The following is a 20,666-nucleotide window of genomic DNA, read 5'->3' on the forward strand; positions in this document are numbered from 1 at the left end:
TCTGCGGCGAATACGCTATAGCCCAGCTCCGAGAGCATTTCGGCACGCTTTACCTCGTAGTCCGTCAGTCCGTCCCAGTCGTGGACGATGAGCACCGTACCCTTACTGTCTGCAGCGGGCTCGTAGTAGCCTTCGTACTCCTGCCCCGCGACCTCGTAGGCAACAGCCTCACCCGCGAGGAGGCTCTGGGAGTGCAGCGTAGCGACGGCAAACAAACCGAGACTGAGTCCTTTGATATTCTTCATGCTCAAATCCTTCTGTAGAACAGTTAAGGGACAATTTGTAATCATGGTTTTTACGTAGGCCGGAGGCAAGCAGTTTGACGACACTGGACGGGTGGGTCATCGGTGGCTATCTCGTGGCAATGCTGGGACTCGCCCGGTGGCTCGGCCGCAATCAGAGCACCGAGCGTGAATACTATCTTGGCGGGGGCCTCCCCGCGCCGGCGCTCGCGACCTCGATACTGGCGACGCAGTGCTCAACCAACAGTCTTCTCGGAGCGCCTGCCTTTGTTGGTTTTGCTGCAGGCGGCGGTCTGCTGTGGCTGCAATACGAGTTGGCCGTGCCCCTGGCCATGCTGGGTCTGGCCTTTTTGTTTCCCGCCGTGCATCGCAGCGGCGTGATTTCTATCTATGCCTTCCTGGAAGAACGCATCGGCCGCGGCGCCCGCCTGACAGCCAGTGCAAGCTTCCTGTTCTTTCGGGGCGTGGCTACGGGCGTCACGGTGTATGGCGTGGCATCGGTACTGTCATTGATAACGGGCATCGGCTACGTTCCTGCCGTCGCGCTCCTTATGGGCGTCACGGTCACCTATGACGTGATGGGCGGCATGCGGGCCGTGGTGATTTCCGACGTGCTGCAAATGCTGCTGCTCATCGCTGCGGTGTTGGCCTCACTCATCTGGCTTGCACCAGACCTTTGGCAACATTTTGATGCGCTGTCGGCGCGCACCGAACCACTCGTCAATGATTGGGGTGTCAGCGGGGAAACGAACTTCGGCTTCTGGCCAATGCTCTTTGGCGGGCTGTTTCTTTACATGGCCTACTACGGTTGCGATCAAAGCCAGGCCCAGCGACTTCTTGCTGCCCGAAACGAGGAGGATCTTCACAAGATCCTGGTTTTCAATGGGTTGCTGCGTTTTCCTTTGGTGCTTGCCTATTGTGTGCTGGGACTGTGTCTTGCCGCCTACGCACTCCAACAACCCGGGTTTATCGATACGTTACCCCTCACCGCATCGGGAGCGCCTAATCTGAATATGGTGTTTCCGGCGTTTGTGCTGCGTGAGTTTGCCCCCGGCCTGGCGGGCCTCGCGATCGTAGGCCTCTTTGCCGCCGCAATGTCTTCCATCGATTCGGCGCTCAACAGTCTGTCCGCAAGCACGCTCGAAGATTTTATGCCTTCCGGTACTGCCGGGTCCGAACGGAGCCGGTTTGTAACCTCAAAAATCGTCACTCTGGGCTGGGGTCTTTTTGCCGTGGCGTTCTCCTTTGGCGTCGAACACATTGCCAGCACCTTGTTGGAATCCATCAACAAAGTCAGTTCTCTGGTAAACGGTCCACTCCTGGGTCTGTTCATGATTGCCGTCCTGTTGCCGGGTACCAAATCATCCGTCGCCATCGCCGCATTTGTCGGCGGCGTTGTAATGAATTTCGCCCTTTGGCAGCTGGCAACGGATGTGTCCTGGCTCTGGTGGAATCTCTGTGGATGCCTTGCCACACTGGCGGCGGTGCTATTGCTCACCAATGGGCAGCGCTCCTGGATAGCTGCCCGTGATGCGCTTCTCGCCACGAGCACACCTCTGGCAACGCGAGCGAGCCTCACAGGTGGCTTTTTCATCATGCTCACCCTATTGGTGATAGCACAAGGCTATGGTTAGCGGCTCGATAAAGAGTTTTTCCCTAGACTATCTAGCGCTATACTGCTCGCATGGCGACGATCTGACATCACGAGTTTATGCGCGGCAAGAGTGTTTTATCCGCACCTCGCCGCCCGGCTAGAAAAAGCTATGGGTGAGAGCTGCAGTTAAGAGCTCAAGCGGAACCTTTACTCGCTCTGATCGTCTAACTTCGGGTAACAAAATTCATCATTGTGAGGCAGTAAATAATGGCAAATCCGAGAGTGTATGACGTTGACGCAGCCTTAGGCGCGGCGGTCAGCACCAACAAGGTACTGAGAAACACCTACATGCTGCTCGGCATGACGTTGTTGTTCAGCGCTTTTACAGCGGGCGTTTCCATGATCATGGGTCTTCCCCAGGGCGCTGCACTGCTGTTGAGCCTTGTGGGCTTTGGCCTGTTGTTTGTGGTGCATAAAACCGCAGACAGCTCCAAAGGACTGGTCGCAATTTTCGCCTTTACAGGCGTGATGGGTGCATCCCTCGGGCCCATGCTTAATTACTACCTGGCCATGCCCAACGGTCCTTCCCTGGTATTGCAGGCGCTCGCCGGCACGGCCGTGGTGTTCTTCGGACTGTCCGCCTACGCGCTGACTACCCGCAAGGACTTCTCGTTTATGGGCGGATTTCTGATGGTGGGTCTGATCGTTGCCGTTGTTGCAATGATCGCCAACATCTTTTTGGCGATTCCCGCACTATCGCTGACGATCTCCGCAGCGGTGGTGATGATCATGTCCGGTCTGATCCTGTTCGACACGAGCCGAATAATCAACGGCGGAGAAACGAACTACATCCGGGCTACGGTAAGTTTGTACCTGAACATCTACAACCTGTTCATTCACATTCTTCATCTGCTGACAGCCCTTTCCGGCGACGATTAAGACACCTAAGCGCCGCCTGGCGGTACCGCAGCACCCTAAAGCCCCGGCAGTGTCCGGGGCTTTTTTATGGGTATATAGGTCTATTGTTTATACTGCAGCCCATGCGCTACACCCTTTTAGTTCTTAGCCCCCCCGACGGCGGTTCCAGCGCTCGACAGGCCCTGGAGTTCGCCAAAGCCCTGCGCCGAGGAGAGCATGATATCGCCTGCGTATTTTTCTATGATGCCGGCGCCCTGACTGCCTTGGCGGGCTGTGAGCCCAGCGCTGACGAAGAGAATTTACGCGGCGCCTGGCAGGCAATCGGAGAGGCCGGGAACATTCCTTTAATAGTCTGCGTGGCCTCCGCTCAACGCTTTGGCATCGGTGACGGCCGGGATCTGAAGGACCGCTGCCTGCCGGGGTTTGCTATCGCTGGACTCGGTGAGTTTATTGAGGCCTCCAGCAACTCAGACCGACTGATGACCTTTGGCGATTCGACGTGATCATGTCCGACAGCGACAGGAAACCGCTCATACTGTTCCAAAGCTCTCCTTACGAGGGCTCCCTGGGGCGTTCAGCGATCGACCTGGCGCTCGCCTTCGCTGTCTTTGCCCAGGATCCAGTTGTTGTGTTCAGTGGGGATGCCGTGCTGTCTCTCAAAGACGGGCAAAACGCTGATGCGGTGGGCCGTAAATCTTTGCGCAAAGTCATCGACTCCCTCCCGCTTTACGATCTGGACACCGTGTATGTCGATCAGACCTCGCTGCGAGACCATGGCGTGGATTCTTCGGGACTTCCCGATTTTGCCGTTAGTCTATCGGCTCCGGAGCTACGACAGTTGATCCAGGAGGCGAGCCATGTCATCAGTCTCTGAGCGCACGCTGCACTGCTTGTCCTGCACGCCTCGGTCTCCGGCGGCACAGCGACTCCTTGCCCGTTTAGAGCCGCAGGACCCGGTGCTGCTGTTGGGTAAGGCCGTTATTCTCGCTGGCGAGTCTCACCCAGAGATTCAGGAATGGGTGGCCACCGGGGCACTGCTCTACGCTCTGGAGGCGGACCTTCAGGCCTATGGCGTTAGTGCCTTACACCCCTCAGTTGTCTCTGCGGATTATGCACACTGGGTAAAGCTCAGCGAAAACCATCGAACACAAACTCTGTGGCGGTGACACAGCTGATGAAGGGGCAAAAGCTACCCGCGCTCACCGATGAGGGCTTTTTGATACAGGCATCTGACTGGAGCGCCAGCGTTGCTGAAGTGCTGGCGATGGAGGAGTCCATCACCCTCACCGCGGCCCACTGGGAAATTATCGAGTTACTGCGGGACTATTACGTTACCTATGACTCCTCCCCCGCGATGCGGGCATTGGTAAAATTCTGCAAATTGCGCCTGGGAGATGACAAGGGCTGCAGCATCTATCTTTTGAAGCTTTTTCCTGGATCACCGGCCAAGCTAGCCAGTAAAATCGCCGGCCTTCCAAAACCTGCGAACTGCCTTTAGTTATGTTGCCCTGGCAAACCGATCCCGAAAACTACGCACACCTGTTTGCTCAAAAATGCGACGACGTCGAAACAAGCATGCACTCTCTGGCGTTACCGGAGGCCGAACGGTTTTCTTCCCCGAGCGAATCCTACCGCGTGCGTGCAGAGTTTCGCGTCTGGCATGACGGCGACGAGATCAACTACGTCATGTTTGACCCCGCCAATCCCCGAACGCCAGTTGTCATCGAGGATTTCGTGCCGGCACTGGCACCCATCCGGACGCTCATGCCGAGGCTTCTTGAATATCTAAAGCCCCGTCCGGTACTACGCCGCAAGTTATTCCAAGCGGAATTTATGGCCACGACCACGGGCGAGCTGCTGGTCACGCTGATCTACCATCGCCCTCTGGATGACGCCTGGGAGGAGGAAGCTCGGGTGCTTGCCCGGGAGTTTGCTATCTCCCTGGTGGGGCGAAGTCGCAAGCAAAAGCGCGTTATCGGTCAGGATTTTGTGGTTGACGAGTTTTTCGTGGACGGGCGCTGCTATCGGTACCGCCAATACGAACAGTCCTTTGTGCAGCCCAACGCGCCGATCAACGAAGCGATGCTGAACTGGGCCCTAAGGCAGGGGAAGTCCTGTTCCGGAGATCTATTGGAGCTTTATTGCGGCAACGGTAACTTCACCCTGCCCCTTGCCAGCAGCTTCTCCAACGTCATCGCCACCGAGTTATCCAAGAGTGGCACCCGCGCAGCCCTGGAGAATCTTAGAGACAACAGCGTTGAAAACGTGGAAGTGGTTCGCCTGAGCGCTGAGGAAGTGAGCGAGGCCATGAGTGGTGTTCGGGAGTTCCGGCGACTGGCTGCCCTGCCGAAGCCCCTGGCGGACTACGACCTGCGCACCGTATTTGTGGATCCACCGAGAGCGGGCCTGGATCCGGCGACGCTCGATTGTGTTCGTCAGTACGAGACGATGCTATACGTCTCCTGTAACCCGAAAACCCTGAAGAGCAATATTGAGGCGCTGGCAAACAGTCATGGAGTGACGCGCTATGCGCTTTTTGACCAGTTCCCTTACACGGCGCACATCGAGAGCGCGGTGCTCCTTCAGCGGCGTTAAAGCGCAGCTTCCTCGCGGCCAGTGCGCTAGGATGACAGTTCCGCTACCCGTCGCGTCAACAGGTCATCGACCCGTTCAATGTCGGCGGCGGCGATCTCCTGGTAGGCAAGGTCCAGCTCCCGACACACCTCCCGCGTTCGCAGGCGACGGGTAAGAGTCTGCGTGGGTACGTCGCGCTCCCAGCACTCGATGTAAAGGCGCAGGGCGGGGACATAAAAATCTGCTGTGAGAGGCTCCTCCACGGGCAGACGTCTATTTCGGGCATGGGCATACTGCGCCTCGTAGAGCCAGTCACAGACCCGTAACTGCAACAAACTATCCACGCCATGCCCATCCAGACCGCAGCGCTGCGCTGTACTCACGTCTGCGGATATTTTTGGCGATTCAACGTCTTCGAAGAGATCAGGGGCGACGGAGCCTGCGGCAGTTTGCCTGGACTGCTCCCGCGTCGCAGCTGGCGAGTCTGTCTCACGGAGGGCCACGCCATCGCTCGCCAGGCGATTGAGCTCGCGATGGATCACCGCGTTATCCACGATCTCATGGGGCCAGCTGATGATGAGGAGTCCGTTGTCCTCGTCGCGCTCCTGACGCCCCCCAAAACGCTCGCCGAGGGTGCTGAGCTCCAAACCCCGACGGGTTAATTTAAGTAGACCCAGTTCGGCAAAATTGCGATTGATCTGTCGCACACCGAGATGAGGGTAGTAGCGCTGCATACCTCCGGGCGTGATGCGTTGATTACTCTCGATGGCCGTGATCATCGGATGTTCCATCAGGGACTCAGGCCAGACGATGTATCGACCAAAGCGCTGACTCTCCTGATACGCACCGCCCTGCAGTTCACCCTTCGCAGTGAGCGCCCAACCGTTGTCCCGCCGATCAATCCAACCGTAATCACGCAGCGTGACGAATAGCTGCTGAATGGGCAGTTTCAGGCGCTTGGCAAGTGCCGACGTGGACAGCCGGTTGTCGTGACTGTCACTCACGCCCTAGGCCGTCGCTGCGTAGCGCGCTGTGAGCGCGCTGTAAAGTTGTTCTTCAGCATCCAGCGCTGCCGTGTCGATGCCTGCAAGCAGCTCCATAAGATGTTCGTTGTCTTCGCGGCCATCCCACAGCTTGCGGTAGCTACCCTCTTTATAACCGTTGTCCTGACGAAAGAAATTCAGCACATTTTTACCCAGGTACTGGCGATAGAGGCCGCTAAAGTCGAGCGAGGCCGCCTGCAACAGCGATGCAAAAGCCGGGACACTGAAACGGCGTTCTCCGGCGGCCACCGCGGCGAGCGCCTCGGCAGCCTCCAAAACACCTCGGGCTTCAGGAGACTCTGGCCACAGCGCCATGATTTCACGTGCAAGCTCCTCTACCTTCGAATCCTCCCGGAAATAAGCAGACATGCCGAAGTGCCAGATATCGATGACTTCCAGCTGCACCTGTTCCAGGTCCGGCTCCTGGTGTTTCCACCATTTATAGCCGTGGTGATCCACCAGCTCGGCGCATTCCACCCAGATGGCCCGGTGCCAGGCAAAATTTTGTGCAATCCACTGGGCATTAACCCGGGTGTTCATGCGATCCTGCATACGCAGCATCGTTGTAAGGGCTTCCTGCATTGATTCTCCTGGTAATCCTGGGGCGGGACAGCAGCCCCCGCATTGACGGCTGCTAAACATACCAAGAGATGCGGTGTTTGGCACTTTAATGCTGCCATCAAAGGCGGGCTGAGACAGTCGCGCTTATCTTTAGTCCTAGTCGCAGTCGCGACGATACCACTGCTCAGTGCTCAGAGTATCCAGAGGGTCGGCCTCGACCACTTCGAAACACAGCTTGCCGATTTTCACCAGGGACTGCCATCGGCCGCCCACGAAGGACCCCGAATTGCCCCCCATCACTGCCTCGGAAGACACCGAGGCGCCCGACCGTGCTTGCGCCTCAGAGAGCGCCTGCAGCAACCGCCCATCAAAAATTGTCGAAGATCTTGCGGCCTGAGAGGTGCGGGATGCGGGCTGGTCAACCTCGGGGGCGCTCAGGTCCAGCGCTCGAGCAAGGGACGGTGTAGCGTTCGTTGACACAGGTATTTTTACGTCAGGATTGCGGGTAGGCTCCGACAGCGTCTGTAGATCATCTCTTGGTTTGTCGGCAGCAGATAGGGGCGTTTCCCCACCGCCTGCCGTGTCTTTGCGTGCTGCGTTTTCCGGCTTGGCCGCCGTTTCAGGATTAACGGTGCTACGCAAGCTGAGCGTCAGTGATCGGGAAACGTCGGGGCCATGACGTGGCGTCTCCCCCAGGTCCCATCGATCGAAAAGATACGCGGAGAGCAGGGCATGAGCCAATAAGGAGAGCAATGCCGCATAGACCAAGGCACGACTTACCGGCGCCGGCACTCGCTCCTCGTCAACAATCGATAAATAGCTAAAGCTCACAGTTTTTCAGACCCGATCCACACCCCAAATGTTCCCGTGATAGTGCCAGGAATCAAAATTGTCACCCGGTTGAGGCGTGGGGAGGCTTCAAACTCACTGGGCTTTTCTCAAAGTTTGGGCAATACTGGAAAAAAACCGACAGGAACAGCACCATGCGCCAGACTCTGCCCCTCTTATTTACGCTTTCAATTTTCGCAACGCTGACAGCGTGCTCCTCCTCCGGTGGCACGACGGCATCAAACGACAATGGCACATCGGGTGCTATCGCCCAAGCGGAAGCTGATGACCCCCTGATCTGTGAAAACTACATACCGTCAGGCACGCGAATAGCGCGAAAGGTGTGTATCAGAAAATCCGAGAAGGAGCGTATTCAAGAGCAAGCGCAGACCATCACCCAGGAGAATCAGCGCCGCGCAGTGATCGGAAGCCCCATAGGGAACGACTAGCAGCGGGTCCGGATTATCAGGTCATCAAGGTGAGCTGACACAGCTTTTCAGCACAGGCATCACCCTTCACCATGGCAGTAACTATGGAACTCAGCTAATCGTGGTGCCCGAGGCCGGAATCGAACCGGCACGACTGCAATAGTCGGGAGATTTTAAGTCTCCTGTGTCTACCAATTTCACCACCCGGGCGCTGCGGACCGCGAAGCTCTGGATTTTAGCATGGGGATACGCACAGAGCGCTAGCCCAGGCGCTTATTTGTCTACGTCCGATGCTAGACTCCGGGTGAATCGTCCAACGACTATCCCCCGTGACCCTGCTACGAACCCTGTTAATTTTGCTGTTAACCGCGATCGTGTCGATATCATCAATCGTCACGGTTTTCTGGTTCTTTCCCGATCTCGCCCTACGGGCAATCCGCAGTGCAACCAGTACTTTCTCGCCCTACGAGCTTGAACTTAGAGCCCCCGAAATCAGTTGGTCGCCATTCAGCTTTAAAAGCGACCTAATGCTCCTGGGATATGCTGACAAAACGAAGCCACCTCTAATGTCGCTACAGAACGTTAATGCTGCCATGTCCCTGCAGGAACTCGCACTGGGTAATGTTTCCACCGGCCACTTCAGAGCGGCAAACGCGACTTATTACCTGGTTGAGGGCGACAGCGACGCCCGACTTGATATGGAAGCTCTCCTCGCCCCCCTGTCACGCTTACCCAAGGAAGTAACCATCGAGTCGGTGCACCTTATTTCACGGAACGAGGGTCTTTGGGTTTTTCCTCTCCATGATGTACGAGCCTTTAGAAACATTGAGGGGGGCATGGATATCAACGCTGTGGCCAGCATCGCCCAGCGCAGAGTACTCATTGATTCGCAGGCTGACTGGTCAAGGCAGGCAAGGGGCCACCGACTGAGGTTTTCCGCCAGCGTCTCAGGGGGAGAGGAAGGTTCTCATCTACGGACCAGGGGACACATCGATGCGATGGGACCGACGCTGAGTTATGAGCTCGCAGTAGAAGGACGCTACGAGCGCGTCAGTGATTTCCTTCGCGCATTCGATGCCAACGCCTACCCCTTCGCTGGCACCCTCAGCCTTGAGGGCACGTTGAAGGGGGACACACAGGGATACACCCTCTCCCTCGACGAAATCGGATTAAACGAAGAGAGCGCCTACAACTTCACCGCCAAAGGGCAACTGATTCAACGAGGTTCAAGCCAACGCAGCTTGAAACTCAGCGCCAAAGGCTCAGCAATGAAGCTTGAGGAACTTGTGCCATTGGACGGCGGCCTCGCAAAAGTTATCCAGCGCAGTGAAATAGAAATAGATATCGCTGGCAGTCTCGCGGCTCCCGAAATCCAGCATGTTGGGCTGGTTTTGTACGGAGCGGGTGATTTGCGGCTAAGCCTGGACAGCCAAATACAGGCGCTGCAACTTGAAGATCTTGAGGGCTTGCTGGCGCGAGAGACCGCCAACGCCACCCTTGAGGGCACCATCGGCAATCTTGGCGAGCTGCTGGTGAACACCGGCGCCGCCTCACGGGAGTATGTGGTAGCAGCTGGCCTCAATGGTGCGACAGCGAGCTTTAAGGGAACGGGTCAAGGAGGCAAAAAAGAACTGCGCGTGAATTTGCAAAACCTGCTGCTCAGCCACGCCGGCTATGTTATCGATGGTTCCGCAAACTTAGTGTGGCGCGAGGACGTCTTATCCGCGCCCGAGTTTCAACTCCAACTGCGGGATGGAAAGAATAGGACAAGGATTGAAGCTCGGGGCACGGTTGCAGATCTACTCGAAACTCACGGCATGGCCGTTGAGCTTCAGTTTGACGAACTCCCGACCACCCCACTCCTTCAAAGTGTAGCCCTCAAAGCGCCCGGACACCTAGAATCGGTCACGGGCACGGCCCTCCTATTACGGGGAGGAGACACCTTGCGCCTTCGCGATGTCGATCTCGAAATAGAGGTACTACCTGAAGTCACCGCAGAACTTCAGGGCGAGGGTGATTTTTTTCAAGAAGAACTCAGCGCCGATCTAAAACTCCAGCTCCAGCCCCTGAGCTACGCAGCCTGGCGTACCCTGTCCCCGCTGAGCGAGCCTCCCAGTCGCCTGGAAGCGAACCTACGCCTGCGGCCTCGCTATCTCACGGTTTTATCGGAGGCAATAATCGGCGATACCGCGATCCAGGGGGTTGCCAGCGCAGACCTTGATCGAGGGGTTATCGATCGCTTGTCGCTGGACCTCTATAGTCCTCACCTGCACCTAAACGACGTTGCGCTTCGACCGGAGAATATCGCCCGCAAAGAAACCCGGAACCCTAAAAACAAAGAATCCGGCGATTCAATAGACTTTGAAGCTCTTGGAGATTTTTTGCCCGGATTCCCCGTAGCCCTGACGTTACGCAGCGGCGAAGTCACTGGCCCGCTCACACAACTTGAGGATTTGAGTGTCGCCCTGGACCTGGCCCGGCGCCGGCTGACTCTCACGGAACTGGACGCCCGTTATGCCGGCGGCGAACTCATGCTTCGGGGCAATATTGACGGCACCGTGACACCGACGGCGATCAGTCTCGCCGGGCGAGGCATTCGCGTTCCCCTGGGAGCCCTGACCACAGATCTGGGGCTTCAGCAAAGCGTCAGTGGCGCATTGAGCTTCCAGGGTGGACTCGTCGCCCGGGGCTCGCAGAAGGAAGATTGGGAACGGACGATGCAGGGTCGCTTATCCACCGCGCTCAGCGATGTCACCGTCAGCGGCGCTGCCTATGACTTGCTCATGAGTAACCTTCTTGTCTGGTTGGTGCGAGGTGCGGGAGAAAAGACCACCACCTTCAACTGCACCATGGCGCAATTTGACATCAGTGCCGGTGTTGCACGGAGCGACAGTATTTACGTTGAGACGCCGCGAATGCTCGCAACAGGGAAAGCCACGGTTGATCTCTCCAAAAATAATCTCGACGTCCGTATCGAGCCTCGCTCGAAATCCCGGGCCATTCAGTTCCCCAGTGCCATTCGGCTGCGCGGCGCCTTGGATGCCCCCAAGGTCAGCGCGTCGGCTCTACAGGCCAGTGCGGATCTATCGGCCCAGGCGCTACTTCTTTTGCCCAGTCTCACGCTGAAACTCTTTGGTCTTGACGGCCCCGATGACCTCAACCAGCCCTGCGAAACCACCGATTTCTGAGCATTACCGGGACCCGACGTCATGCTACACTCGACGCTTCCACGCTAGGGATTTACAACAAAAATGGCGCAGGCTCGGGGCGAGTTTTCTTCACGATTTGGATTCATCATGGCCGCCGCGGGCAGTGCCGTGGGCCTGGGTAATATCTGGGGATTCCCCACTCAGGCAGCCAGTAACGGCGGCGCGGCATTCCTCATTGTTTACCTCATTTTGGCCTTTGTGCTGGCCTACCCTGCGTTAATGGCCGAGCTCGTTCTTGGCAGACACGCCCATGCCAACGCCGTCACCGCCCTCAAGGGCACCAGCAGCAATCCTCTTTTCAGGACCCTGGGCGCCACGGCCGGCATCGTGGGGTTCGTCGTTGCCAGCCTTATTCTAAGTTTTTATGCCATCGTCGCCGGCTGGATGATTGCCCACTGCCTCGCGTCCCTCGCCGCTCTCGTCGGCGCCGATGATGCAGCTCGATGGCTGGTGGAGTTCTCCCTCACCCGCAACGTTGTCTTTATGACACTATTTATGGGTATGACCATCGCGATCATCTCTGCCGGCGTGCGCGACGGCATTGAACGCTGGTCCAGCCGACTCATGCCACTACTGCTGCTGACGCTGTTTGCCCTGGTGGCCTACGTGCTCACCCTCGATGGCGCCAGCGAGGGGCTGAGGGTTTATCTCATGCCCGATTTCGAAAGCGCCCTTTCCCCTCAACTGATTATCAAAGCCCTGGGGTCAGCCTTTTTCTCCCTGTCCCTCGGTGTGGGCACCATGCTGATTTACGGGTCCTATATCAGCGACAAGGAAAACCTACCTGTTGCCGGTGGCCTGGTCACCGCCGTGGATATCGGCATCGCCGTGCTGGCGGGATTTCTGGTGCTTCCCGCGATGTATGTGGCACTGAATAATGGCGTGGAAATCTTTGCCGCCGACGGTGCCCTGCTATCCGAGGACACGCTCATTTTTACCGTGCTACCCGAGCTGTTTTCGAACATGGGTTTGGCCGGTGGCGTGGTATCCCTCACGTTTTTCTTTCTTATGACCATCGCTGCACTCACCTCTTCCATCTCCATGCTTGAGGTGCCCGTGGCTTACACCATCGAAAATCACGGCGTGAAGCGCTTTAAGGCGGTTACCGTGATTGGCGTGCTTATCGCAGTCGTGAGTCTGATTATTCTGCTGAATTTTGGCACATTGTTTGGAGCAGTGATCGCTATTACCACGCGCTACAGCCAGCCACTTTTAGGTTTTGTATTTTGCATTTACGTCGGCTGGATCTGGCATCGCGATGCGGTACTCACGGAGCTCAAAAAGGGTGCGCCGGACATCGCTGAAGGTTGGTTCTGGAAGATATGGCCCTGGCATTTGCGCCTTGTCTGTCCAGCGATCATTTTACTGATTTTTGTCCAATCACTGCGCTAGGCGACAACGCGCAATGACCAACAACGGGTAAGTTTTCTGTGCGTCGATTCATTTTGCTATTTACCGGGATACTGTTGGGCTTGTTCACTCTGGAATTGCTGGATCCCGTGCAGGCAGCGGTGATACAGCCCTTCACCAGTTGGCTCGCCGACATCAGCGCTGCCATCATCATGCCCTTCGACGAAAACGTTCGTGCCAGTGGCCGCATTATCAGCCACACGCAAACCAATTTTGCCGTATCCATTGAAGCGGGATGCAACGGCGTGGAGGCCGCCATTGTTCTTATCGCGGGGGTGCTAGCCTTCCCCGCCAGTTTCAAACGTAAAGTCGTGGCGATCACCCTGGGCTTTCTCGCGATCCAGGTGATGAATATTGCCCGCATCGTCAGTCTGTTCTATCTGGGGCAGTGGAATCTGGATGCATTCACCTGGACGCATCTTTACCTGTGGCCAGTGCTTATCATGCTCGACGTGCTCGTGGTGTTCATGCTGTATCTGCGCTATCTGTCGCAACGGGCACCTGTGGAATCATGAGACGCTATCTGGAGAATCGTCCCCTGCTGCGCTTCTCCCTGGCGGTGTTTGCGCTGCTTCCAGCCTGCTTTCTCGCCTGGTATTTTCTCGGCAACTACATCGCCGCACCGGCCGTTGTTTTGGTGCAACCTGTATTGCTGGGCTGGCTTGGAGACACCGTAGCGAGCGTTGGCTTGCAAGGCACCGACTTGTTGGTTATGTCGCACTATGGCGAGGACAACGGCACGATAATGAAAGCTGATTTAGCGGGCAATCAGCTGGGCTACACGATCAACACCCGCACTCTCTCCTACTCCATTCCCTTTTTTACGGCGCTTCACCTGGCGACGCCCATGCGGGCAGGTTGGGAAAAGTTTTTCTGGTGTCTTCTTGCCCTGTGGGTCTTGTTGGCAGGAGGATTGATAAGCACAGTGCTCAAGGATCTTATGCTGGGAATTGGGGCGGCTTTTATGGAAGGCGAGCACCTACCCCCGGCAGACATCATTGCACTGGTCTACCAGTTCTCGACCCTCATAGTGCCGCCGTTGGCCCCCGTGCTCCTTTGGGCCTATACAGCCAAAGATTCCCCAACCTTCGTGGGCCTGCTACCCGTGGCCTTGAGGCCTGCCCCAGGCAAGGACGAAGAAAGCTGATTTTTCAGGCGCCAGGGGGCGCCGCCACAATGAGGATAATTTGCGCAATCGGCGGTACAGCCTCGACACGGTAAGCGCGATCCATCAGCCGACATCGCGTAACCCCCCGGCTGCCAGAGCCTGTCGGTTGAGCTCCGCCTGAAACTCTGCCCCGCGATCTTCAAGCACAGCCTGCAGCGCCTTCTCCATCAGATGTCGGGCCTGGCCGGTATAGGCGTAAATGCATGAATGCACCGCGGCGTCCTTCCAGTTATCTACAGAGCATGACGAGGAATACTCCTCAAAATTTGCCAGGGCCGTGATTAGATCCGAGATATGCTTTGGGCACTCGCAGTCGAGCGCGCTTTTCAGATTAGCGGCTGCGGCAAGCTCCGACGCTTTAAACTGCCGCGCCTTAGCGGGCATAAGCTCCCCAAGGTTGGTCTCACCGGCATGTACCGAGGACTCCGCCACGCCGCGGGCAATCTCAAAGGCCAGTTTTCCGGAATCCGGCGGAAACTCCATTACGGCAATCTCGGCTTTCTCGAGCTCTTCAATCCAATGATCATTCCCGAAGCGGTACGCCACGATCACCCGCGAAGCCACACCGGCCTGCTGGAACTGACGGATCTTGGCAACCTGGGCACTGCCCAGGGAGCCGCACTCCACCACAAGCACATCGTTCTCCTCAAGGGCGTCGAAAGCGTCTTCGGATAGCTCCGACAACTCGGTGCGAGCCAGATGAGCATTAACATTGCTGACGCACCCCTGGTGCTTGTCCAGCCAGTCGCAAAGCGCCACACCCACAAACACCGCTCTCGGTTTCACTGCCGCGTCTGCACCTCGTCCCCGCACACCCCGTTGTTTGAGCAACATCTCCAGGGTTTTCCGTTCGGACTTGGCAATCTCGCCAATGCGGGCACCATCGCATACAAGGGAAGCAATCAACTGTAAATGCTCCAGATCTGACTGCGTGTATTGCCTGCGACCTGTTGCGGACTTATGACTTGCGCCCAGCCCGTAGCGTCGTTCCCAGACGCGAAGCGTGTCAGGTTTTAATCCAGTCAGACGTGCCACCGTACCAATACCATAGAGGGGACGGGGTTCAAAGAGCGCAGCATTCATGGCAAGTTCTCGTGATGGTTTCGAAGTAGTTACGCGACAAAATCTGTACTAGATCTCAAACCAGAGCGGCACTGTTCATGTTTTGCCAAGAAGATAGCGGGACAATCACCAAATACCGGTATCCAAAGCTCGACAAACTGCCGTATACCTAGACATATGTTGAGCGAGGACGTGATTTTGGAATCCGTAGCGGTAGAGACAGAAGAGAAAGATCTTGAACGGCTGTTTGCAGAAGCGCGTCGATACCCGCTGCTGACAGGTGAGCAGGAGAAGTCCATTGACGGCGCAAAGTGGCAAGCGGTCACGGCCCTGCAAAAGCTGCTGGTCCGCGACGAAGTTGCACGGCATTACCTTCGCGCATGGAGTAGCAATACGGCGCTAACGCCGCTTGATATCGCTTATTTTACCAATCGAGAGCATCACTTCATTCTCCGTCGCGAGCTGTCCAACTATATGGCAGACGGTAAGCAAGCGGACCGCATGGAAGGGCTGCACTCGGCACTGCAAAAAAAGCGCACCCCGCGCACCCTTGACCAGCGCATGGCGGACCTGGAGCTGCCCGCCAGTTTGACCGTGGGTATTGCCGTGGTAGTGCTTCGCCTTGATGGCGTAAAGTTGCAGGACAGTGTTGCGGATGCGTTACAGCAGTGGTCCACGTTCTGGACCCACACCGAAAAGCGCCCGAAGACGCCTTTGGACGAAGCAGTCCGCGAAGAGCTCGTCGCACACATGGAGAGCTACTCTGACGCCAGGGACACGCTCACCATGCACAATCTGCGCTTGGTCTATTCCATAGCTGGTCGCTATCGAGGAAAAGGCGTCACCTACCTCGATTTGATTCAGGAAGGCACGCTGGGTCTGATCCGCGCCGCGGAGAAATACGATCACAGCAAGGGATTCCGGTTCAGCACCTACTGCTTTAACTGGATAACCCAGGCGATTCGTCGCCACGTCGGCGATACCGGAGGCTTGATCCGTTACCCCACGCATGTGCAGGAGCAGGTGAACAAGCTGTATCGACTGCGAATTACGGAAAAGCAGCGCACCGGCGTCGAGCCCGGAGACGCCGCATTGGCAGAGGCCGCAGGTCTTAGCCTCGAGAAAACACGCGATTTGCTGCAGCTCCGAAACCTGGGTGTATCTCTGGACGCCCCCCAATATGATGATGACGATGGCACTCTCCTCGACACCATGAGTGGTGGCCCCTTCAGTGCGTCAGAGTCGGAGGCGGAAACCGAATCGCTGCACGATCGGCTCCTGCTGGAAATGAAAGAGTTGGATACCGCGGAGCGCGAAGTCGTGATCGCACGCTGGGGTTTACACGATGGGCCGCCCCTGTCCCGGGCGGAGATTGCAGACCGTATGTCAGTAAGCCGGGAGTGGGTGCGACAGCTCGAGCGCGCCGCGCTAAGAAAACTCAGTGCTAACGAGCGTATACGCTCCGCCTTTGCCGACTATATGGAAGCGGCCGACTAGCGCTTGTCGCCTTCGTAGCGTAGCCCGATGTTGGCTACGCTTCGATCGCAGCGAGAGCAACGTCTATTTCAGGATGGTTAAAGGCAAACCCTGACGCTTCGAGGGCCTGGGGCACAACTTTCTGTCCAGTGATGAGAAGCTCATCCGCCATTTCGCCAACCATGGCCCGCATTACGAATCCGGGCATGGGCACCGCAAGAAGTGTGCGATGCACTTTTCGCATAGCCTCACAAAAATCTCTACTGGTAACCGGGTGTGGAGCGGTCACATTCACCGGACCTCGCAAATCTGAACTTTCTATCGCGTGACAAAATGCAGCTACCACGTCATCTCGGTGCACCCAGCTCAGCCATTGCTGGCCGTCACCGATCCAATTGGCTACACCCATTTTGAAAGGCTGGGCCATCTGCGGGTAAGCGCCATCACTCTTATCGAGGACCACGCCCAGGCGCATCAGACATAAGCGAGCGTCACCGGCGGCCTCTGCCGCTGCGGACTCCCAGTCCCTGCACAGTTGTGCTGCAAAGCCTTCCCCGGTATCTGCAGACTCCGTCAACGCTTCGTCGTTTCGGGGTCCATAGAAACCGATGGCACTGGCGTTCACCCATATTGCCGGCCTTTTTTTTACCGAACGGAAGTACTCGCCCAGGCGCTGGGTCAATACCACACGACTGTCGACCATTTTCTTTTTATATTCCGTGTTCCAGCGTTTGGCTGCCAGAGACGCACCGGCGAGATTGATCACTACGTCAATAGGCGTTTCAGATTCAGAGAGTTCCGAAAGTTCCTGAATAAACCGAGCTTGAGCGATTGGTGAGGGGTGGGACTGACGGGTAAGCACCGTCACCGAATGTCCTTCGTCGAGGAGGGCAGGAACGAGCGCCTCACCTATAAACCCTGTACCGCCAGTGACCAAGACTTCCATAAAACTACCCCAATAATCTGATGCTAGTTGTTACCGCTCGTACGCGAATTTAGATCAAAAACTGGACATTCGATCCGCCCCGACATCCGGCAACGTATGATGAGTACATGAACAGCAATACGACCAAAACTGCAGAGCAAGAGTTCCTCGAAACGCTCATTGCGCACGCCCCCATATTGGTTGTCACGGGTGCAGGGATCAGCGTCTCTACCGGGATTCCCACCTACCGCGATGAAAAAGGAACGTGGCTCCGCAGCAGCCCCATTACCCATCAGGAGTTTTTAAGCAACAGCCGACAGCGTCAGAGGTATTGGGGTCGCTCGCTATTGGGCTGGCCGGCGGTGCGCGATGCCAAACCCGCCAAAGGACATCGACTACTGGCGCAATTGGAGCACCGTGGCCTGGTATCACATATCGTCACGCAGAACGTGGACCGCCTCCATCAACGCGCCGGCAGCATCAAAGTCACGGATCTCCATGGCCGTCTGGATCGCGTGGGCTGCCTGGATTGCGACAGGTTCTCCAGTCGGGATGTGCTGCAGAAAAAGCTGGAACAACTTAACCCCGGCATCAATCATACAAGCATAGAAGCACGTCCCGATGGCGACGCAGACATGCCCGATACAACTGTGGAAGGGATCACCGTGCCTTCCTGTGAGGTCTGCAAGGGCACGCTGATGCCAGACGTCGTGTTTTTTGGCGGGAGTATTCCCGGCGCGCGGGTGGAGCAGTGCAAACAGATGCTTGAGCAATCCAACAGCGTGCTGGTCGTCGGCAGCTCACTGCAGGTGTACTCGGGCTATCGCTTCTGCAAATGGGCAGCGAAGGCGGAAAAACCGGTGTTCCTTATGAACCCCGGGCAAACGCGCGCCGATGACATGGCTCGTAAGTGGTCTGTTGATGCCGATACGGGACTGGATGCTCTATTGCGCCTGAGCAGCAATCGAGACCCTCGTCCCGCGCACGCTCTATCGGGTTCCCAGCGCTCACAACCCGCTAAGGCTTCTTAACTCTTTAAGCTTACGCATTCCCGGAAAAGGACACACCCAGGCATGACAGACACTGTGATTCTCTGGTTCCGACAGGACTTCAGACTCAACGACCTCCCCGCCCTGCAGGCTGCTAGCCGCGATAAGCGCCGCGTATTGCCCCTGTACATCTTGGACCAGGATACGCCGGGAGAATGGGTTATGGGTGGCGCAAGCCGCTGGTGGCTGCACCACAGTCTGGCGGCTCTCGCGGCCGACATAAAAGACGACGGGGGCACACTGATTCTCCGACGGGGCAAATCCCAGGAAGTGCTCGAAGAAATCTGCAAAAGCGTTGAGGCCACCGCCGTCTACTGCAGCCGGCGCTACGAACCCTGGGCAAGCGAAGAGGAAGAGACGCTTCATGAGGCGCTGAGCAAAAGCGACATCGAATTCAAGCGTTATGGGGGCACCCTGCTCCATGAACCCGGAAAAGTCATGACGCAAAGCGGCGGACCTTACAAAGTGTTCACCCCCTTTTGGCGCGCGTGCCTGGAACTGGAGAAGTCCGAACCGTTGAGCGTGCCGGATGTCAGCTGGTCGGACTTCAATAAAAGTGACGACGTCGCGGCCTGGGAACGGCTGCCCACCTCGCCAAACTGGGCGGAGTCCTGGAGGTCGTATTGGACGCCGGGCGAGGACGGCGCCCAGCAGCGTCTGCACGAGTTTCTCGACGAATCGGTGTCCCGCTATGCCGACGAGAGGGACTTCCCCGCCGAGGACGTAACCTCCCGGCTGTCACCTCACCTGCACCACGGCGAGCTTTCACCGCGCCAGGTTTGGGCTATGTGTGAGCAGAAGAAGCTCGAGACTCCCGCCAGCGAAAAAGCAATCAGGAAGTTTCAGGCAGAGATCGGCTGGCGGGAGTTCTCCTATCACTTGTTGCACTTTTTTCCGGAGATCCCAGAAAAAGCCTTTAAGGAAAACTTTGCCAGCTTCCCCTGGCAACCGGACAGGCAGCGACTCGAGCGCTGGCAAAAGGGGCAAACGGGTTACCCCATCGTCGATGCGGGTATGCGGGAGCTTTGGGCCACCGGTACCATGCACAACCGCATCCGCATGGTAGTCGCCTCCTTCCTCTGTAAGCACCTGTTGCAACACTGGCGCTCGGGGGAAGATTGGTTCTGGGATACGTTAGTGGATGCGGACATGGCCAGTAACGGCTGCAGCTGGCAGTGGGTGGCCGGCAGCGGCGCTGATGCTGCACCCTATTTCCGTATATTCAACCCCATCACCCAGGGTGAAAAGTTCGACAAAAAGGGCGACTACGTGCGCCAGTGGGTGCCGGAGATAGCAAAGCTTCCCAACAAGTATCTCCACAAACCCTGGGAAGCCAGCGACGAAGTGCTGGACGAAGCCAAGATTAAGCTGGGGACGGACTATCCGGAGCCCATCGTGGATCACAAGGAAGCGCGTCAGGCAGCGCTGGATGCCTACGAAGAGATCAAGGGCTCAAGCACCCCGTCGTCGTAGGCGGACCAGCTCCGCAATAATCGATATGGCGATTTCCGGTGGTGTTTTGCTGCCAATATCGAGACCCACCGGGGCGTGAAGTCGTTCGATGGCGTTAGGCGGCACGCCGAGAGCGTCCAGGCGCTCTTTACGCTGTTCTGTGCTGCGCAGAGAGCCCAGGGCACCCACGTACCAGGCTTTTGATTCCAACGCTTCCATCAGCGCCATATCGTCGATACGGGGGTCGTGGGTCAGGGTGATTACGACGGACTGGGAGTCATCGGCGTGAGCTTTGACAGCGTCATCGGGCATAGCCGAGAGCAAGGGCACCGCAGGCCCCCGCCAATCCGCTCGCGCTTCCTCCCGGGGATCGCAGACAAGTACGTCGTAATCCAGCCCCAGGGCGAGCTCCGCCACGCTGGCGGCTAATTGTCCTGCACCGATGAGCAGCATGCGCTGTCGGGGACCAAAGCTCTGCACCAGGCTCTCTTCATCAAAACGCAGTGCAGTAAAGCGCTCCCCAGGGTTCACCGTGGTGTCCCCGGAGCTTCTATGCACCTTACGTTGCGCTACCGCTCTCGCCTCAATGGCATCGCGCACGAAGAGCAACCATTCTCGGTCTCTCTCGACGCTCAGGCACTGCAGAAAAATACTCAGATGGCCGCCGCAAGGTAGGCCCAGGCGCGCGTTCTCTTCGGCGCTGACGCCGTATTGGAGGACCTGCGGT

General features: G+C 57.2%; 20 protein-coding genes, 1 tRNA gene and 1 pseudogene. 14 read left to right on the forward strand and 8 right to left on the reverse strand.

Annotated elements, in window-relative coordinates:
• Nucleotides 1–245: pseudogene (locus tag ACTG3T_RS01335) on the reverse strand (dienelactone hydrolase family protein); the annotation flags it as partial.
• Between the two features lie 74 nt (nt 246–319).
• Between ACTG3T_RS01335 and ACTG3T_RS01340 the strand changes: the two are divergent.
• The 7 genes from ACTG3T_RS01340 (at nt 320) to trmA (ending at nt 5,349) form a co-directional block, all read left to right on the forward strand.
• Complete coding sequence (locus tag ACTG3T_RS01340; RefSeq protein WP_439100465.1) at nt 320–1,876, forward strand: sodium:solute symporter family transporter; 1,557 nt, start codon at nt 320–322, stop codon at nt 1,874–1,876.
• A 227-nt stretch (nt 1,877–2,103) separates the two neighbouring features.
• Nucleotides 2,104–2,775, forward strand: a complete 672-nt coding sequence (locus ACTG3T_RS01345) for a Bax inhibitor-1/YccA family protein (protein WP_439100466.1) — start codon at nt 2,104–2,106, stop codon at nt 2,773–2,775.
• Nucleotides 2,776–2,858: 83 nt separating this feature from the next.
• The gene (gene tusD / locus ACTG3T_RS01350; protein WP_439100467.1) at nt 2,859–3,257 is read left to right on the forward strand and encodes a sulfurtransferase complex subunit TusD; all 399 of its coding nucleotides are present in this window, start codon (nt 2,859–2,861) and stop codon (nt 3,255–3,257) included.
• A gap of 2 nt (nt 3,258–3,259) precedes the next feature.
• Entirely contained in the window at nt 3,260–3,628 is a 369-nt protein-coding gene (locus ACTG3T_RS01355) for a DsrE family protein (RefSeq protein ID WP_439100484.1), read from the forward strand.
• A complete protein-coding gene (gene tusB, locus ACTG3T_RS01360; RefSeq protein WP_439100468.1) occupies nt 3,612–3,920 on the forward strand; it encodes a sulfurtransferase complex subunit TusB in 309 nt (102 codons plus the stop codon). Before ACTG3T_RS01355 ends, tusB begins: the two co-directional genes overlap by 17 nt.
• An 8-nt stretch (nt 3,921–3,928) precedes the next feature.
• Nucleotides 3,929–4,252: a TusE/DsrC/DsvC family sulfur relay protein gene (locus ACTG3T_RS01365; protein WP_439100469.1), complete on the forward strand. Its 324-nt coding sequence runs from the start codon at nt 3,929–3,931 to the stop codon at nt 4,250–4,252.
• A gap of 2 nt (nt 4,253–4,254) precedes the next feature.
• Nucleotides 4,255–5,349: a tRNA (uridine(54)-C5)-methyltransferase TrmA gene (gene trmA, locus ACTG3T_RS01370; protein WP_439100470.1), complete on the forward strand. Its 1,095-nt coding sequence runs from the start codon at nt 4,255–4,257 to the stop codon at nt 5,347–5,349.
• A 26-nt stretch (nt 5,350–5,375) separates the two neighbouring features.
• Here trmA and ACTG3T_RS01375 read toward each other — a convergent pair whose 3' ends face one another.
• From ACTG3T_RS01375 to ACTG3T_RS01390, 4 genes are all read right to left on the reverse strand, one after another.
• Complete coding sequence (locus ACTG3T_RS01375; RefSeq protein WP_439100471.1) at nt 5,376–6,332, reverse strand: hypothetical protein; 957 nt, start codon at nt 6,330–6,332, stop codon at nt 5,376–5,378.
• A gap of 3 nt (nt 6,333–6,335) precedes the next feature.
• The gene (locus tag ACTG3T_RS01380) at nt 6,336–6,953 is read right to left on the reverse strand and encodes a dUTP diphosphatase (protein WP_439100472.1); all 618 of its coding nucleotides are present in this window, start codon (nt 6,951–6,953) and stop codon (nt 6,336–6,338) included.
• A gap of 135 nt (nt 6,954–7,088) precedes the next feature.
• Nucleotides 7,089–7,763 carry a hypothetical protein gene (locus tag ACTG3T_RS01385; protein ID WP_439100473.1) on the reverse strand — a complete coding sequence of 225 codons (675 nt, stop codon included), beginning with the start codon at nt 7,761–7,763 and terminating at the stop codon, nt 7,089–7,091.
• Between the two features lie 547 nt (nt 7,764–8,310).
• Nucleotides 8,311–8,398, reverse strand: a tRNA-Leu gene (locus tag ACTG3T_RS01390).
• A 356-nt stretch (nt 8,399–8,754) separates the two neighbouring features.
• Between ACTG3T_RS01390 and ACTG3T_RS01395 the strand changes: the two genes are divergently transcribed.
• The 4 genes from ACTG3T_RS01395 to ACTG3T_RS01410 all read left to right on the forward strand — a co-directional run bounded on the left by ACTG3T_RS01395 (nt 8,755) and on the right by ACTG3T_RS01410 (nt 13,954).
• Entirely contained in the window at nt 8,755–11,376 is a 2,622-nt protein-coding gene (locus tag ACTG3T_RS01395) for an AsmA family protein (RefSeq protein ID WP_439100474.1), read from the forward strand.
• 63 nt (nt 11,377–11,439) lie between these two features.
• Entirely contained in the window at nt 11,440–12,789 is a 1,350-nt protein-coding gene (locus tag ACTG3T_RS01400) for a sodium-dependent transporter (RefSeq protein WP_439100475.1), read from the forward strand.
• Nucleotides 12,790–12,827: 38 nt separating this feature from the next.
• On the forward strand, nt 12,828–13,322 hold the full coding sequence (xrtH, locus tag ACTG3T_RS01405) for an exosortase H (protein WP_439100476.1): 495 nt from the start codon (nt 12,828–12,830) through the stop codon (nt 13,320–13,322).
• Nucleotides 13,319–13,954: an exosortase H-associated membrane protein gene (locus ACTG3T_RS01410; protein ID WP_439100477.1), complete on the forward strand. Its 636-nt coding sequence runs from the start codon at nt 13,319–13,321 to the stop codon at nt 13,952–13,954. Before xrtH ends, ACTG3T_RS01410 begins: the two co-directional genes overlap by 4 nt.
• A gap of 84 nt (nt 13,955–14,038) precedes the next feature.
• Here ACTG3T_RS01410 and ACTG3T_RS01415 read toward each other — a convergent pair whose 3' ends face one another.
• Nucleotides 14,039–15,058, reverse strand: coding sequence for a MerR family transcriptional regulator (locus tag ACTG3T_RS01415; RefSeq protein ID WP_439100478.1), 1,020 nt, complete (start codon nt 15,056–15,058; stop codon nt 14,039–14,041).
• Between the two features lie 171 nt (nt 15,059–15,229).
• On the opposite strand from ACTG3T_RS01415, the gene ACTG3T_RS01420 reads away from it, so the two are divergent.
• Nucleotides 15,230–16,534: a sigma-70 family RNA polymerase sigma factor gene (locus ACTG3T_RS01420; protein WP_439100479.1), complete on the forward strand. Its 1,305-nt coding sequence runs from the start codon at nt 15,230–15,232 to the stop codon at nt 16,532–16,534.
• A gap of 34 nt (nt 16,535–16,568) precedes the next feature.
• Here the strand turns inward: ACTG3T_RS01420 and ACTG3T_RS01425 are convergent, their stop codons facing one another.
• Nucleotides 16,569–17,459 (reverse strand): TIGR01777 family oxidoreductase, encoded by an 891-nt coding sequence (locus tag ACTG3T_RS01425; protein WP_439100480.1) that lies wholly within the window; start codon nt 17,457–17,459, stop codon nt 16,569–16,571.
• Nucleotides 17,460–17,566: 107 nt separating this feature from the next.
• Here ACTG3T_RS01425 and ACTG3T_RS01430 point away from each other — a divergent pair, with 107 nt between their 5' ends.
• Entirely contained in the window at nt 17,567–18,469 is a 903-nt protein-coding gene (locus ACTG3T_RS01430; protein ID WP_439100481.1) for an NAD-dependent protein deacetylase, read from the forward strand.
• A 42-nt stretch (nt 18,470–18,511) separates the two neighbouring features.
• Nucleotides 18,512–19,960: a cryptochrome/photolyase family protein gene (locus ACTG3T_RS01435; RefSeq protein ID WP_439100482.1), complete on the forward strand. Its 1,449-nt coding sequence runs from the start codon at nt 18,512–18,514 to the stop codon at nt 19,958–19,960.
• Here the strand turns inward: ACTG3T_RS01435 and ACTG3T_RS01440 are convergent.
• Nucleotides 19,940–20,666, reverse strand: a 727-nt coding sequence (locus tag ACTG3T_RS01440) for an XdhC family protein (RefSeq protein ID WP_439100483.1), incomplete at its 5' end; no start/stop codon positions are given. The two genes, ACTG3T_RS01435 and ACTG3T_RS01440, sit on opposite strands and share 21 nt — an antisense overlap.

The sequence above is a fragment of the Congregibacter sp. genome (assembly GCF_965660375.1).
GTDB lineage: Bacteria > Pseudomonadota > Gammaproteobacteria > Pseudomonadales > Halieaceae > Congregibacter.

Excerpts from the sequence above, each read along its gene's own strand:
- ACTG3T_RS01355 (WP_439100484.1), top strand. The coding sequence starts at position 3,260 with ATGTCCGACAGCGACAGGAAACCGCTCATACTGTTCCAAAGCTCTCCT.
- ACTG3T_RS01380 (WP_439100472.1), bottom strand. The coding sequence starts at position 6,953 with ATGCAGGAAGCCCTTACAACGATGCTGCGTATGCAGGATCGCATGAAC.
- ACTG3T_RS01435 (WP_439100482.1), top strand. The coding sequence starts at position 18,512 with ATGACAGACACTGTGATTCTCTGGTTCCGACAGGACTTCAGACTCAAC.
- ACTG3T_RS01365 (WP_439100469.1), top strand. The coding sequence starts at position 3,929 with ATGAAGGGGCAAAAGCTACCCGCGCTCACCGATGAGGGCTTTTTGATA.
- tusB (WP_439100468.1), top strand. The coding sequence starts at position 3,612 with ATGTCATCAGTCTCTGAGCGCACGCTGCACTGCTTGTCCTGCACGCCT.
- ACTG3T_RS01415 (WP_439100478.1), bottom strand. The coding sequence starts at position 15,058 with ATGAATGCTGCGCTCTTTGAACCCCGTCCCCTCTATGGTATTGGTACG.
- ACTG3T_RS01395 (WP_439100474.1), top strand. The coding sequence starts at position 8,755 with ATGTCGCTACAGAACGTTAATGCTGCCATGTCCCTGCAGGAACTCGCA.
- ACTG3T_RS01410 (WP_439100477.1), top strand. The coding sequence starts at position 13,319 with ATGAGACGCTATCTGGAGAATCGTCCCCTGCTGCGCTTCTCCCTGGCG.
- trmA (WP_439100470.1), top strand. The coding sequence starts at position 4,255 with ATGTTGCCCTGGCAAACCGATCCCGAAAACTACGCACACCTGTTTGCT.
- ACTG3T_RS01430 (WP_439100481.1), top strand. The coding sequence starts at position 17,567 with ATGAACAGCAATACGACCAAAACTGCAGAGCAAGAGTTCCTCGAAACG.
- ACTG3T_RS01400 (WP_439100475.1), top strand. The coding sequence starts at position 11,440 with ATGGCGCAGGCTCGGGGCGAGTTTTCTTCACGATTTGGATTCATCATG.
- ACTG3T_RS01345 (WP_439100466.1), top strand. The coding sequence starts at position 2,104 with ATGGCAAATCCGAGAGTGTATGACGTTGACGCAGCCTTAGGCGCGGCG.
- ACTG3T_RS01425 (WP_439100480.1), bottom strand. The coding sequence starts at position 17,459 with ATGGAAGTCTTGGTCACTGGCGGTACAGGGTTTATAGGTGAGGCGCTC.